This window comes from Actinopolymorpha sp. NPDC004070, assembly GCF_040610475.1.
Lineage (GTDB): Bacteria > Actinomycetota > Actinomycetes > Propionibacteriales > Actinopolymorphaceae > Actinopolymorpha.
The window spans coordinates 715,394-728,996 of record NZ_JBEXMJ010000001.1 but is presented as its reverse complement, the minus strand read 5'-3'; the positions used below and the strand labels follow the sequence as shown (position 1 = coordinate 728,996).

Genomic DNA, 13,603 nt, shown 5'->3' with positions numbered 1-13,603 from the left:
GGTGTTCGGCCGCGGTCAGGTGGTCGCGGGGGTGTCGGCCGGGAACGCCGAGGGGCGCAGCCGGGCGGACAGCCGGTCGCGTACCCGCGGCCAGTCGTCGTCGGTCATCGCGAACTGCACGGTGTCGCGCCAGCTGCCGTCCCGGCGCAACCTGTGCTTGCGCAGCACGCCTTCTCGCTGGGCGCCGAGCCGGGCGATCGCCGCCTGGGATCGCTCGTTACGGATGTCGGTGTGCCACACCACCCGCACCGCCCCGAGGTCGTCGAACGCCAGGCGGAGCAGCAGCAGCTTCGCCTCGGTGTTGACGCCGGTACGCCACCAGCGCCGGCCGAGCCAGGTGTGGCCGATGGCGACCGTGCGCAGGGTGGGATCGATCTCGTAGTACGACGTGGTGCCCGCCACCTCACCGGTCACCGCGTCGAGCTGGGTCCAGGGAAGGAGCACGCGCTTGTCCCGCTGGGCGAGGACGGATCGTACGAACGCCTCACCCTCCTCGCGGGTCCTCGGCACCCGGCTGATCCGCAGGTGCTCGAACACCTCGTCGTCGGCGGCGGCCGCGAGCCCCTCGGCGTGGGCGAGGGACATGGGCTCCAGCCGTACGTGGTCGCCGGCCAGCACGGGGGCCTCGAACCACCGGTCCGCCGGGGCGGGTGCGGCGCGTGCGGCGGGTGCGGCGGCTTGGGCGGCGGCGGGTTCGGCGGTGCCGGCTTCGGCGGCGGAGGTCTCGGCCATCGCGGGGTCTCCCGTGGGACGTGTCAGGTTCGTACTGTCTGCCGTCGGCCGTCCGCCCCTCGCAGGACGCGTTTCCCGAGCGCGGCGCTTGCCGGCAGATTTGTTTTAGTACAAACTGTCGATTGTGTCCTCACGATATTGCATCGTCGGCGCGACGTCGAGCGCAATTGCCGCCAGTGTGGAGTCCGGGGTCCGCTCCGGCGACCTGAGCCCGGGCACGAAGCTGCCCGCCGTCCGCGCGCTGGCGCAGAACCTGGACGTGAGCCCGGGCACGGTCGCGGCCGCCTACCGCGCGCTGCGCCAGCGGGGCGTCATCGAGACCGACGGCCGGCGGGGTACGCGCGTCCGTCCGGTGCCCACCGTCGCCAGCCGATCCCGTACCCGGCTCCCGGTTCCACCGGGCGCGCGGGACCTCTCCGTCGGCGGGCCCGATCCGGCGCTGCTCCCGTCGCTGCGCGCGCCTCTGCGGCGGATCCCGTCCGGCCCGGTGACCTACGGCGCCGGGTCCGGCGTCCTGCCCGACCTCGCCGAGTCGGCCCGGCGCCGACTGGTGGCGGACGGGGTGCCGGCCGACGACCTCACCGTCACCAGTGGCTGCCTGGCCGGGGTCGAACGCGTCCTCGACGCTCACCTGTCCCCCGGCGACCTGGTGGCCGTGGAGGACCCCGGGTGGGCGAACCTGTTCGACCTGCTGGCCGCGATGGGGTTGCCGGTCGCGCCCGTGCCGGTCGACGACGACGGTCCCGACGCCGAGGCCGTGGAGCAGGCGCTGCGGCGGGGCGCCCGGGCGCTGGTCGTGACCAGCCGGGCGCAGAACCCGTACGGCTCCCAGGTGAGCAAGCACAGAGCGGCGCAGTTGCGCGGGATCCTCGACCGGCACCGGGAGGTGCTGGTCGTCGAGGACGACCACGCCGCCGAACTCGCCGCCGAGCCGCTTCGGACCCTGGCCGGCGCGACGACGCACTGGGCGCTGGTGCGGTCGGTCTCCAAGCCGTACGGACCGGACCTGCGCTGTGCCGTCCTCGCCGGGGACAGCGAGACGATCGGCCGGGTCGAGGGCCGGCAGGCGGTGGTGACGCGATGGGTGTCGAGGATCCTGCAGAACATCGTCGTCGCCTTGTGGGAGGACGAGTCGGTCGCCGAACAAGTGGCGCGGACCGGTCTGCTCTACGACGAACGCAGAGACGCCCTGGTCGCCGCGCTCGCCCGGCGCGGGGTGGCAGCGCACGGCCGCTCGGGCCTCAACGTGTGGGTTCCCGTCGGTGACGAGACGGGCGTGTGCGCGCGGCTGCTGGAGGAGGGGTGGGTGGTGGCCCCCGGCGCGGCCTACCGGGTGCGGAGTGCGCCCGGCGTCCGGATCACCGTCGCCGGGCTGCCGGTCGAGGACGCCGACCGGTTGGCCGACGCGATCGCCGCGGCCACCCGGCCCGCCCGCGGGGCGTATGCCGTCTGACGTCAGCCGTCCAGGAGGCAGCAGGCGTACGGCCGTTCAGCCGTACGCCGTCCGTCACGTACGCCGGAAGGTCAGCGGTGCAGCTGGCCCCGGTTGCGCAGCCGGTGCAGCCGGCGCCGCTGGGAGTCGTCCAGCATGAGGTATCCGACGACCGGTGCGGCGACCACCGCGACGATCAGCAGGGCAGCCAGCCAGTTGGGCAGCAGCCACCAACCGAGGAGGGCGACGAGAACGCCGCCGATGACGTACTTGGTGCGGTTCGACATGTGCCCATCCTCTGCCCCGGACCGCCCGCGGGCTCTCCGGCATCACCCTGGGATCTCCCGGAGAGCCCGTGCGGTTCCGCCCGGTTACGGCTGAATGATCACCGGGGTCCCGTTGGCCACCAGCTGCCAGTCACGGGAGAAGAAGACCGTCGGGTCGATCTCTCCGGCGGCGGTCACCCAGTCGATCAGCAACTGCCGGATCTCCACCTGGGCGTTGTAGAGCACCTCCGCGGTGCTCACGCCCGGGAAGTTGCCGCCGCCGGACTGGCGGTAGTTGTTGACCGCGAGTGCGAACTCCTGGTCGTCGGCCACCGGCGCGCCGGCGTAGCTGAGCCCGGTGATCCGCTGGCCCACGGGCTTGGCGATGTCGATGTCGTACGTCAACGGCGCGTCCAGGCCGGCAACCACGTCGTAGTTGTAGTCCGGCGTCCCCCTGGGGGCGTTCTCCGTCGGCGCGTTCGTCACGTCGTCCGGGGCGTAGGGACCCACGCCGTCGACCTGCCTGAAGTAGACCGCGGACTGCTCGAGGTAGGCCTTCAGCTGCGCGCCGGTGAAGCGCACCGCGAGCAGGGTGTTGTCGTAGATGTAGAGGCCCGCGACGTCGCGCACCGAGACCTGACCAGCTGGGATCTGCGCGTCCTTGTTGAACGGCGCGGCGATGGACAGCACCGGCAGGTCGGCCGCGGCCGTCCCCGCCAGCGCCTTCTTGACCGCGTCGGCCTGGACGTAGTTGACGAAGTCCAGCGCCGGGGTGTCCTCGTACCGCGCGGTCGACGCCGACATCGCCACCTTCGACGTGCCGATCGGCGAGTTGACGTAGGTGACCACGGCGTCGTGGTCGGCCTTGAGCAGCGCCACGATCTCGGGATCTTCGGGAACGGTGTTGGAGTTGAGCACCTGCGAACCGCGGCCCACCACCGACCAGCCGTTCCGGGCGGACCAGCGCAGGTCGAGCTCGATCAGGCTGAGCCGGCGACCCCAGTAGGAAGGCTCGGTGAGGACAACCTGCGAGCCGGTCTCCTTGTTGGTGACGAACCGCTCCGCGATCTCCACGTGGGCGTGCCCGACCAGGATGGCGTCGATGCCGGGCACCTGCTCGGCCACCAGCGTGGAGGCGTTCTCCGGCCAGGGCAGGGCGTCGCCGTAGGAGGAGGAGGTGTCGGCACCGGAGTGCGCGGACACGATCACGACGTCACAACCGGCCCGGCGCATCTTCGGCACCCAGACCTTCGCCTGCTCGACCAGGCCGGGGAACGTCATCCGGCCCTCGACGTTGGCCTTGTCCCAGATCGCGATGCCGGGGTTGGTCAGACCGAGGATGCCCACCCGCACCGGGCGCATGCCGCGGAAGCGCACCAGCTTGATGACGTAGGGCTGGAACGCCGGGCGGCCGCTGTGGGCGTTCAGCGCGTTGGCGCCGAGCAGCGGGAAGTCGAGCTGGTCCTCGAACATGCGCAGCAGCGGGATGCCGTAGTTGAACTCGTGGTTACCGAGCGCCGCGGCGTCGTACCCGATGGCGTTCATCGCCGCGGCCATCGGATGGACGCGGGTCTTCGAGATCGGCTCGATCCGGGCGTAGTAGTAGGCCAGTGGCGTGCCCTGGATGGTGTCGCCGGCGTCGATCAGCAGAGTGTTGCCCCGGCCGCGTTCGGTGCGTACGGCGTTGACCAGGCTGGACACCTTGGCCAGACCGATGTCGTCAGGGTTGGTGGCGCTGCCGAACTCGCGGTCGGCGAAGTAGTCCCAGTTGAAGACGTTGCCGTGCAGGTCGGTCGTGCCCATCACGGTGAGCCGGTGGCTGCCGTCGGCCGGGCGGGCCGCGTCCACGCCGGCGGCCCACGCGGGAGTGGCCCGGAATCCGGCGGCGGCCAGGATGGCGGCGGCACCGCCGGTGAGCACGCTGCGTCGGCCGACGAGAGTGCGCTCTGCGTGGGTGGTCTGGGGCACGAGGTCTCCTTCGCGGGGTGCGGCCGGCGGGCTGACGGGTGTGGCCGCCGGGCGACCGGGGACCGTCTTCGTCGGGGTCCCGAAGTGGCGAACGTAGCGTACGCGAAGGTTCGGACAAGCCGGACGAAATGCGCGCCGAACTGCGCACGTGCGGGAGGTTCTCCGGCGTACGCTTGACGGGTGGGACGAGCCTGGTCGAGCTGAAGGCGGAAAGGCGCGGAGGAGGGAGCAGGCCTGTGGCCAGCGGCGGAGTGACCCTAGAAGGCATGCGGACGGTCCGGCTGCCGTCCGGTGAGCAGGTACCCGCGCTCGGGCAGGGCACCTGGGGCTGGGCGGAGGACCTGTCGCGGCGGGAGCAGGAGATCGCCACACTGCGGCACGGCCTTGATCTCGGGCTGACCCTGGTCGACACAGCCGAGATGTACGCCGACGGCGGTGCGGAAGAACTTGTGGGCGAGGGGGTCGCCGGGCGCCGTGACGAGGTGTTCCTGGTGAGCAAGGTGCTACCCGAGCACGGCCGCCGTCGCGACACACTGCGCGCCTGCGAGGCCAGCCTGCGCCGGCTCCGGACCGACCACCTCGACCTGTACCTCCTGCACTGGCGCGGGCGCGTGCCGCTGGCGGAGACGCTGGAGGCGTTCGAGACGTTGGTCGCAGCCGGGAAGATCCGCTACTGGGGCGTGAGCAACTTCGACACCGCGGACCTGGCGGAGCTCATGGGGCTACCAGGTGGCGACGCGGTCACCACCGACCAGGTGCTGTACAACCTCACCAGGCGCGGGGTGGAGTACGACCTGCTGCCGTGGGCACAGGCGGCCGGCCTGCCGGTGATGGCGTACTCCCCCGTCGAACAGGGCCGGCTGCTCGCCGACCCCGACCTGGCGGCGATCGCCGCCGACCTCGGCACCACCTCGGCACAGCTCGCGCTGGCCTGGGTGCTGCGCCATCCCCACGTCGTCGCGATTCCTCGGGCGGGTACGCCCGCACACGTGGAGGAGAACCGCGCCGCCCTCGACCTCCGGCTCACCCCGGACGTCCTGGCGGCACTGGACCAGGTTTTCCCTCCACCGACACAGAAGGTCCCCCTCGAAGTCCTCTGAACGACCGCGACGGAAGCCAACGGAGGGCAACCGGGACGCGCGGTGGGCCGGTTACTCGGGGCGCCGGGCGCGGGCGACCAGCCCCGGCCCGTGCCCGGGATAGCCGCGCTCCAGCAGGCGGAACGGCAGCGTGGCGTACTCCGTGACCGCGCCGAGCAGCGGCGACAGCGGTTGCGGGAGGAGGCCGGTCCCGTCGACCCATCCGACGGTCGACGCATCCTGCCGCTGCCGGCGGCGGGCGGCCTGGTTGCGGGCGGCCTCCAGGAGGTAGCCGAGCGGGCCACCGAACACCCGCACCTCGACGTCTTCCAGGCCGACCTCGCGCAGCATCCGCGCCAGGACGTCGGGCTCGTAGCGGCGGAAGTGCCCGGCCGTGGCGTCCGCGTCGCCGAAGCGGTGCTGGAACGCCGGCGCACTGAGCAGCAGCCAGCCGCCCGGCCGGAGCCGACCGGCCCACTCGGCCAGCGCCTTCTCGTCGTGTTCGAGGTGCTCGAGCACCTCGAACGCACACACCAGGTCGAAGTCCTCGCCGTTCCGCAGCGCCGACAGGTCACCGTTGCGGACCTCGCCGCGGCCACCTGCGCCCGCGAGCCGGGCCCGCGCGACCGCACACGAGTCCGGGTCGGGCTCCAGGCCGAGGTAGTCGTACCGCTGGGCGAGCCGCGTTCCGAACCCGCCCTGGCCGCATCCGACCTCCAGTACGGAACGAGATTCCGACTCGGACGTGGACTCGGCCGGCAGCAGGTGCGAGACGAGATCCCACCGCAGCCAGGCGTTCGGCCCGAGTGGAGGAAGCCCGAGAGAAGGAGGCCCGGACGAACGCCGGCCGGACGGCGGAACGGGTGCGTGTACGCGGTCAGGCGCCGGAACCGGACCGACCAGGCGGTCGAGCAACGGGCGTACGACCTCTTCGGGCGCGAAGTGCTCGCGGGCAGCCCGGCCGGCCGCCGCCCGCAACGCGGCGACCTTCTCCGGGTCGCGCCGCAGCCTGCGCAGGGCCGTCGCCAGTGCCGTCGCGCTCCCGGGCGGGACGTACACGACAGCGTCGCCGAACGCCCGCCGCTGCGGCGCCGTGTCGGACGTCACCACCACGCAACCGGCGGCGGCGCCCTGGAAGACCTTGTTGGGAACGACCCGCAGGGCCTTGGGCCCGGTGCCGAAGATGCCGAGGCACACGTCGTGCTCGGCGACGAGGTTCGGCAACTCCGCCGGCGGCACCCAGTCCAGCCAGCGCACCCGCGGGTCGCCCGCCGCGGCCGCTCTGGTGCGTTCGAGGTCCTGCCCGTGACCGATCATGGTGACCTCGACCGGCTCGCTGGCCAGCAGCCCGATCGCGGTGCCGATCACCGGCGCGCCCTGCAGCGGGGTGAAGGCGCCGAAGAACACGACCCGCAGCGGGTCCGCGCGGCGCGCGCCCGCAGCGAGCACCGCACCGAACTCGTGCCGAGGGTCGCCGGGGGACCGGGCAGCCGCCGCCGAGAACCACTCCTCCCCCACTCCCACGGGCACCACGACCGCCCGGTGGCGACGGCGCTCCGGCACCAGTCCGCGGTGTTCCTCGGTGTCGACGACGATCACGTCCGCACAGGACAACGCCGCCCCGTCGAGGGCGCGGAGCAGGGCCAGCTTGACGCCGCCGGTCTCGCCGCGGTCGCGAGCGGTGTCGGCGGCGAAGACGAGATGGTCGAGCACGATCGTCGTACGCCGGAACAACGCCCGGGCCAGCAGCACGTCGAAGTGGCCGAGGTAGCCCACGAGCACCACGTCCGGTTGCGGCAGGTCCCGGGCACCCGCCACCAGGCGGCGCCAGCAGTTCAGGATGCGAGCGGCCAGGGAGACCACCAGCCACGGCCGGCGGAGGATCTCCACCCGGCCGGCGGTGTCGATGCCCAGTGGTGCGTTGCACTCGGCGATCTCGGCGCCGTGCCGGCGTAGCCCCTCGGCGAGGATGCCGACACGCGGGTGACTACGCGTGTCGTACGTCCCGAACATCACCACCCGCACGGGGACCGACACTAACAGTGAGCTGGCGCGGGCGTACTCTTCCGACCGTGCTCTCGCTCCGTGTCGTCACCAGATCAGCACTCCGGGTGATCAGCAACAGGCCGGTGCGGCTCGGCTTCGCGGTGGTCGCGGTGACCTTCGGGGTCCTCGCCGTCGCCACCCGGTGGGGCGAGGTGGCCTCGGCGCTGGCCAGGCTGCAACCGCTGCTGGTGCTCGCCGCGCTGGTGCCGGCGATCCTCGCCCTGTCCTGCGCGATGGTGATGTGGCGGCTCCTGCTCGCCGGGCTGGGCTCGCTGCTGCCGGCCCGGGTGGCCGCGCGGGTGCTGTTCGTCAGCCAGCTCGGCAAGCACCTGCCGGGTTCGGTGTGGCCGATGCTCGCGCAGATGGAGCTCGGCCGCGACCACGGCGTTCCACGGCGCCGGACCGCCTCGGCGTTCGTGCTGACGATGTTGTTCAGTCTCGCCACCGGCCTGCTGGTGGCCACCGGCACGCTGCCACTCGCGGCCGGCGCGCGGACCGGGGCCTACCGCTGGGCGTTCCTGCTCACGCCGCTCCTGCTCGCCCTGGCCCACCCGCCGGTCCTCAACCCACTGCTGTCCAACCTGTTGAGGCTCGTACGGCGGCCGGCGCTGGAACGCCCGCTCACCGGACGCACGACGGCGCTGGTGGCGCTGACCGGCATGGCCCAGTGGCTGCTGAACGGCCTGCACGCGTGGATCCTCGCCGTCGCGCTCGGCGCCGATCCGGTGGCGGCCGTTCCGCTGGCGGTGGGCGGCTTCGCACTCGCCTGGTGCGTGGGGTTCCTGGTGGTGGTCACCCCTGCCGGGCTCGGCGTCCGCGAGGCGGTCCTGGTCGCGACGCTCGCGCCCGTCCTGGCGCCGGCCGACGCGCTCGTCCTCGCACTCGTGTCCCGGGTGCTGCTGACCGCCTCCGACCTCATCCTCGCCGGGGCGAGCGTGACGTCGATGCGCGGGACGCGGCACCGGACCCGCGAACCCGTCGGCTGAGCCGAGGCTCACCCCGGGTCGGCGCCACCCTGGCAGCGGCGGGTGCCTCAGGTGCCGCGGCGACCGGCCCAGGTCCAGGCGTACACCCCGTCGTCACTGGCGATGCCGGCCTCGCCCAGCTCCAGTGGGCGGAACGTGTCGACCATGACCGCGAGCTCGTCGAAGTACTCCGCACCCAGCGCCGCCTCGATCGCACTCGGCTGCGGCCCGTGGGCGTACCCGCCGGGATGCAGGGAGATCGACCCCAGACCGATTCCCGCACCCTTGCGCGCCTCGTAGTCGCCGCCGCAGTAGAACATCACCTCGTCGCTGTCGACGTTGGAGTGGTAGTAGGGCACCGGGATCGCCAGCGGGTGGTAGTCGACCTTGCGGGGGCAGAAGTTGCAGACCACGAAGTTGGTGCCCTCGAAGACCTGGTGCACCGGCGGCGGCTGGTGCACCCGGCCGGTGATCGGCTCGAAGTCGGCGACGTTGAACGTGTAGGGGTATAGGCAGCCGTCCCAGCCCACCACGTCGAACGGGTGGGTGGCGTAGACCATCCGGGTGCCGACGATGCCCGTGGGCCCGTGGCCGCGGTGCTTCACCAGCACCTCGACGTCCTCGCCCTCGCGGACGTACGGCTCGTCGGGTCCGTGCAGGTCGCGCTCGCAGTAGGGCGAGTGCTCCAGGAACTGGCCGTACCGCGACAGGTAACGCTTGGGCGGGCTGATGTGGGAGTTGGCCTCGATGCAGTACGCCTGCAGCGGGGTGTCACCGGTCGGGATCCACCGGTGCGTGGTCGCCCGCGGCAGCAGGACGTAGTCGCCCTGCCCGGCCTCGAGTACGCCGAACACCGTCTCCACCCGCGCCGAGCCGGACTCGACGTACACGCACTCGTCGCCGATGGCGTTGCGGTAGTAGGGCGACTCCTCACCGGCCCAGACGTAGGAGAGCCGGACGTCGGCGTTGCCGAGCAGCAGCCGGCGGCCGGTGACGGCGTCCTGGGACTTCCAGTCCAGATCGGCGAACAACCCGTGCAGCTTCAGGTGCCGCGGCGTCAGCGGGTGGTTGGCCCTGGTGGCGAGGTCGGGCAGCTCCCACACCTGGGAGTCGACGATCGCAGACGGCACTCCCGCGTGGTAGAGCAGCGAGGAGTCGGAGGTGAAGCCCTCCTCACCCATCAGCTCCTCGCGGTAGAGGCCGCCGTCCGGGCGCCGGAACTGCGTGTGCCGCTTGGGCGGGACCTCGCCGACCCTGCGGTAGTACGTCATCGTCGGGCTCCTTCCGGCCGGGTGCCGCCGCGGCTGGTGGCGCGCGTGAGTCTGGCGTTCTCCCACTGGTTTGTGCCCCGACCTTAGGCCGATCACTCCCGGGTGTCTCGCCCGAACTGCTCCGGTAGGTCCTGGGTCCGACCGGCGCCGGCGGCCCCTCCGGCTCCGGCCGCCCCGCCGGTCTCGGCCGCGACCCGGGCCCGCAGCGTCTCGCGTACCTCCGCCAGGTCACGGGGGGACGTCCGCGACGCCAGCCAGTACATCGCGCCGGTGGGTACGAAGAACAGCTGGAACACCGCCAGCCCGACCGCGTAGTTCAGCGGCGGCGGGAACCCCACGGCCAGCGCCCGGAAGCTCACCCCGACCAGGCCGTTGCCGAGCGCCCGCCCGACGCCGTTGACGAGGTTGCCCGCGCTGTAGACGGTGCCGCGGTGCTCGGGCGGGTTGACGTCGGCCAGCAGCGCGAACCAGTTCGGTGAGTTGGCCGACGTCAGCGCGAGGGCGATCAACGCCATCGCGAAGCTGACCGTCACCGTCGGCTCGGTGACCACGCTGGCGAGGACCGCCGCGACGACCGTTCCCGTACCGGCGGTGTCGGGCACGTCGAGGCGCAGCGGCAGGAAGAACAGCACGACGTAGAACGGGATGCCGCCGAGGATGCCGATCGCGGCGACCATGGCCCGCCCGCGCGGGGTGCGCCGCTGCAGCCGGTCGCCGACCAGGCCGCCTACGATGGAGAGCACGCCGCCGAGCTGGAAGAGCGTGGCGAACAGGCTGCCGATGACGATGGAGATCTCCTCGGAGTGCCCGGCCGCCTGCGCCTTGGCCTGGAACAGCCGCGGCAGCCACACCAGCGAGCCGAAGACGAACTGCGCGGTGAAGCCCTGCATCACCAGCCAGACGTTGGTCCGCCGGGCGAGGATGCCGGGCACGTCGGCCCGGCTGATCCGGTGGCTGTAGTCGCCTCCCTCGGCGAAGATCGCCGCGAGCTCCGGCTCGCTCTGGCCGCGCCGGATGTCGTACGTGAAGAGGTACGCCACCGCCGCGACCAGCCCGATCACGGTGAGCACCAGGAACGGCCGGCGCCAGTCCGCGGCTCCGAGCACCCCGGCGAGCAGCGTGCCCACCAGGGTGCCGAGACCCTGCGACAGGCCCCAGAAGCTCATCACCAGGCCGCGGCGTCTGGGCGCGATCAGGTCGCTGACCACCGAGAAGCCGACCGAGGCGACCGCGCCGAGGCCGACGGCGGCGACCATCTGGGCGACGAAGAAGGCCGCGTAGTTGCCGGCCAGCGCGGTGCCGCTGGTCCCGGCCGCCCAGACCAGCGTGCCGATCATCAGCATCGGCTTGCGGCGGGTCCGGTCGCCGGCGTACGCCCAGGCCACGGCGGCGACAGCGGCGACGAGGAAGCTCACCGCGGTGACCAGGCCCACCGCGCTCTCCCGGACCTCCAGCTCACGGGCGATCGGGCTGTAGAGCGGCGGCACCAGGACGGCCGCAACGTTGTCGACCGATGCAAGCACGATGAACACGACCACGCTGTAGAGGCGGTGCGTCCTGCCTCCACGCCAGCCGGAGGTTCGCGCCGTGCTCGTGGTCACGGGCACATCAAACCAGCAAGTCCCCGGCCGGACCGCTTCCCCTCCACAAGTCAGCCGTCCCACTTCGGCACGCGCCCGACCCGGCGCGTGACCAGCAGGACATGCCCTAAAGTGCGAGGGGATGACTACTCCGCGCAGCCGCACCATCCCGGCTCTGTGCGCCGGGCTGATCGACGACGCCGCGGTGTTCCCGCCCGCCAGCGAGCCGCTCGCCGCCGCGCTGGCCGTCTATCTCACCCGTCGCGAGGAGTGGTACGCCGGACTGGTCGGGCCGTTCCTGTGCCCGGACGCCACCCTGCCGGAGCTGCTCGCCGCGCTCGACGACGGGCCGCCGCCGGAGGAGCCGCTGCCGCTGGGCCTGGTGGTCGGCGGCGGCGCCGGGGCGATCGAACCCGCCCTTCGCTGGGCCGGCCGCATCGACCGGGCCCGGGTGGTCTCGGTGGAGGTGACGCTGCGGGACGAGCCGGACCTGGCCCGCAACGTCGCCCGGATGGACCGCGCGCTGGCCGCCGCCGAACTCCCCGACGAGGTGGCCGTGGCCGTGGAGGTGCCCCGCAACGACGGCAGCTGGGACGGCGCGCTGGATGCCCTGGACGCGCTGGCGGAGTACGGCCACCGGGCGAAGCTCCGGACCGGCGGGGTGGCAGCCGAGGCGTTCCCCGGCGAGGAGGCACTGGCCCGGGTGATTCTCGCCTGCCTGGACCGGGAACTCCCGTTCAAGTGCACCGCCGGGCTGCGTCGCGCGGTCCGCGGCTCCGGCGGTGGCGCGGACCACCACGGGTTCCTCAATGTCGTCCTCGCCACCCGGCTCGCACTGGACGGCGCGGACGAGCCCGCCCTGGTCGAGGCGCTGGGCGACCGGGACGACGACCGCGTCGCCGGCCGGGTGCGTGCACTCGACGACCGGGCGGCGGCCTCGGCCCGGCGGTGGTTCAACTCGTTCGGGTCGTGCAGCGTGTCCGATCCTCTGGCCGACCTGCTGCGACTGCGCGTCCTGCAGGATTGACCTCGTGGCCACGACGGGTTGGGTGCCCGTGCCCGAGGGTTCGCCGTTCACGGTGCACAACCTGCCGTACGGCGTCTTCTCACTCCCCGACGAGGAGCCGCGGGTAGGCGTGGCCGTCGGCGACCACGTTCTCGACCTCGCCCCGCTCGCGGCCAGCGAGTACGCCGACTTCGCCGGAGTGTTCACCGCTTCGTCGCTGAACCCGTTCATGGCGCTGGGCGCCCGGGCCTGGCACGCCGTTCGGCACTGGCTGACCGAACGCCTGACCGACGAGGCCTTCCGCTCCCTGGTCGAACCCGAGCTCCTCCCGGTGGACCAGGTGCGGCTCCACCTGCCGTTCGAGGTCGCGGACTACGTCGACTTCTACGCCTCCGAACACCACGCCACCCGCCTCGGCCGGCTGCTCCGCCCCAACGAGCCGCCGCTGACCCCCAACTGGCGGCATCTGCCGATCGGCTACCACGGCCGGGCCGGCACGGTCGCGGTCTCCGGCACGCCGGTGACCCGCCCCTCCGGACAGCACCTGGCACCGGGCGAGACGGCCCCGTCGTTCGGCCCCTCGACCCGGCTGGACCTCGAGGCGGAGGTGGGTTTCGTGGTCGGGACGCCCACAGCCGCGGGGCGGCGGGTGAGTGTGGACGAGGTACGCGAGTACGTCTTCGGCGTGGTCCTCGTCAACGACTGGTCGGCCCGTGACCTGCAGGCGTGGGAGGCCCGGCCGCTGGGACCGTTCCTGGGCAAGTCGTTTCGTACGTCCGTCTCGCCGTGGGTGGTCCCGCTGGCCGCGCTGGACGCCGCCGCGGTGGCGCCGCCGGTCCAGGAGCCGGCACCGCTGCCCTACCTGCGCGGCACGCACGACTTCGGCCTCGACCTCGACCTGGAGGTGGCGATCAACGACCAGGTGGTCGCCCGTCCCCGGTACGCCCACATGTACTGGACGCCCGCGCAGATGCTCGCCCACCTCACCTCCAACGGCGCGACGCTGCGCACCGGTGACCTGCTCGCCTCCGGGACGGTCTCCGGACCGGGCGAGGGCGAGTACGGCTGCCTGATGGAGGCGACCGAGGGCGGCGCGAAGCCGCTCACCCTGGCGGACGGGTCCACCCGGGCGTTTCTGGAGGACGGGGACGTGGTGACCGTCCGGGCCACCGCTCCGGCGCCGGACGGCGGACGGCTCGGCTTCGGGGCGGTCACCGGACAGGTCCGGCCGGCCGCCCCGTAGTTCGCACCGCCCACG

Annotated in this window: 11 protein-coding genes; 5 read left to right on the top strand and 6 right to left on the bottom strand. The window is 72.7% G+C overall.

Annotated features, from left to right (window positions below; all coding sequences use genetic code 11):
• Window positions 1–15 precede the first annotated feature (15 nt).
• Window positions 16–732, bottom strand: a complete 717-nt coding sequence (locus tag ABZV93_RS03300) for a GNAT family protein (RefSeq protein WP_354929513.1) — start codon at window positions 730–732, stop codon at window positions 16–18.
• A 124-nt stretch (window positions 733–856) separates the two neighbouring features.
• On the opposite strand from ABZV93_RS03300, the gene ABZV93_RS03295 reads away from it, so the two are divergent.
• The gene (locus ABZV93_RS03295) at window positions 857–2,185 is read left to right on the top strand and encodes an aminotransferase class I/II-fold pyridoxal phosphate-dependent enzyme (RefSeq protein ID WP_354929510.1); all 1,329 of its coding nucleotides are present in this window, start codon (window positions 857–859) and stop codon (window positions 2,183–2,185) included.
• A gap of 71 nt (window positions 2,186–2,256) precedes the next feature.
• Here ABZV93_RS03295 and ABZV93_RS03290 read toward each other — a convergent pair whose 3' ends face one another.
• Both ABZV93_RS03290 and ABZV93_RS03285 read right to left on the bottom strand, forming a co-directional pair.
• Window positions 2,257–2,451, bottom strand: a complete 195-nt coding sequence (locus ABZV93_RS03290) for a hypothetical protein (protein ID WP_092654355.1) — start codon at window positions 2,449–2,451, stop codon at window positions 2,257–2,259.
• 84 nt (window positions 2,452–2,535) lie between these two features.
• Window positions 2,536–4,398 (bottom strand): 5'-nucleotidase C-terminal domain-containing protein, encoded by a 1,863-nt coding sequence (locus ABZV93_RS03285; protein WP_354929506.1) that lies wholly within the window; start codon window positions 4,396–4,398, stop codon window positions 2,536–2,538.
• Window positions 4,399–4,664: 266 nt separating this feature from the next.
• On the opposite strand from ABZV93_RS03285, the gene ABZV93_RS03280 reads away from it, so the two are divergent.
• Window positions 4,665–5,498, top strand: coding sequence for an aldo/keto reductase (locus ABZV93_RS03280; RefSeq protein WP_354929503.1), 834 nt, complete (start codon window positions 4,665–4,667; stop codon window positions 5,496–5,498).
• A 51-nt stretch (window positions 5,499–5,549) separates the two neighbouring features.
• On the opposite strand, the gene ABZV93_RS03275 is transcribed toward ABZV93_RS03280, so the two are convergent.
• Window positions 5,550–7,502: a methyltransferase domain-containing protein gene (locus tag ABZV93_RS03275; protein ID WP_354929500.1), complete on the bottom strand. Its 1,953-nt coding sequence runs from the start codon at window positions 7,500–7,502 to the stop codon at window positions 5,550–5,552.
• A gap of 47 nt (window positions 7,503–7,549) precedes the next feature.
• Between ABZV93_RS03275 and ABZV93_RS03270 the strand changes: the two genes are divergently transcribed.
• Window positions 7,550–8,509, top strand: coding sequence for a lysylphosphatidylglycerol synthase transmembrane domain-containing protein (locus ABZV93_RS03270; protein WP_354929497.1), 960 nt, complete (start codon window positions 7,550–7,552; stop codon window positions 8,507–8,509).
• Window positions 8,510–8,556: 47 nt separating this feature from the next.
• Here the strand turns inward: ABZV93_RS03270 and ABZV93_RS03265 are convergent, their stop codons facing one another.
• Window positions 8,557–9,759 carry a cupin domain-containing protein gene (locus tag ABZV93_RS03265; protein WP_354929494.1) on the bottom strand — a complete coding sequence of 401 codons (1,203 nt, stop codon included), beginning with the start codon at window positions 9,757–9,759 and terminating at the stop codon, window positions 8,557–8,559.
• Window positions 9,760–9,851: 92 nt separating this feature from the next.
• Complete coding sequence (locus ABZV93_RS03260) at window positions 9,852–11,360, bottom strand: MFS transporter (RefSeq protein WP_354929491.1); 1,509 nt, start codon at window positions 11,358–11,360, stop codon at window positions 9,852–9,854.
• 121 nt (window positions 11,361–11,481) lie between these two features.
• Between ABZV93_RS03260 and ABZV93_RS03255 the strand changes: the two genes are divergently transcribed.
• Complete coding sequence (locus ABZV93_RS03255) at window positions 11,482–12,366, top strand: hypothetical protein (protein ID WP_354929488.1); 885 nt, start codon at window positions 11,482–11,484, stop codon at window positions 12,364–12,366.
• 4 nt (window positions 12,367–12,370) lie between these two features.
• Window positions 12,371–13,588, top strand: a complete 1,218-nt coding sequence (fahA, locus tag ABZV93_RS03250) for a fumarylacetoacetase (protein ID WP_354929485.1) — start codon at window positions 12,371–12,373, stop codon at window positions 13,586–13,588.
• Window positions 13,589–13,603: the final 15 nt, after the last annotated feature.

Excerpts from the sequence above, each read along its gene's own strand:
- ABZV93_RS03300 (WP_354929513.1), bottom strand. The coding sequence starts at position 732 with ATGGCCGAGACCTCCGCCGCCGAAGCCGGCACCGCCGAACCCGCCGCC.
- ABZV93_RS03290 (WP_092654355.1), bottom strand. The coding sequence starts at position 2,451 with ATGTCGAACCGCACCAAGTACGTCATCGGCGGCGTTCTCGTCGCCCTC.
- ABZV93_RS03280 (WP_354929503.1), top strand. The coding sequence starts at position 4,665 with ATGCGGACGGTCCGGCTGCCGTCCGGTGAGCAGGTACCCGCGCTCGGG.
- ABZV93_RS03265 (WP_354929494.1), bottom strand. The coding sequence starts at position 9,759 with ATGACGTACTACCGCAGGGTCGGCGAGGTCCCGCCCAAGCGGCACACG.
- ABZV93_RS03255 (WP_354929488.1), top strand. The coding sequence starts at position 11,482 with ATGACTACTCCGCGCAGCCGCACCATCCCGGCTCTGTGCGCCGGGCTG.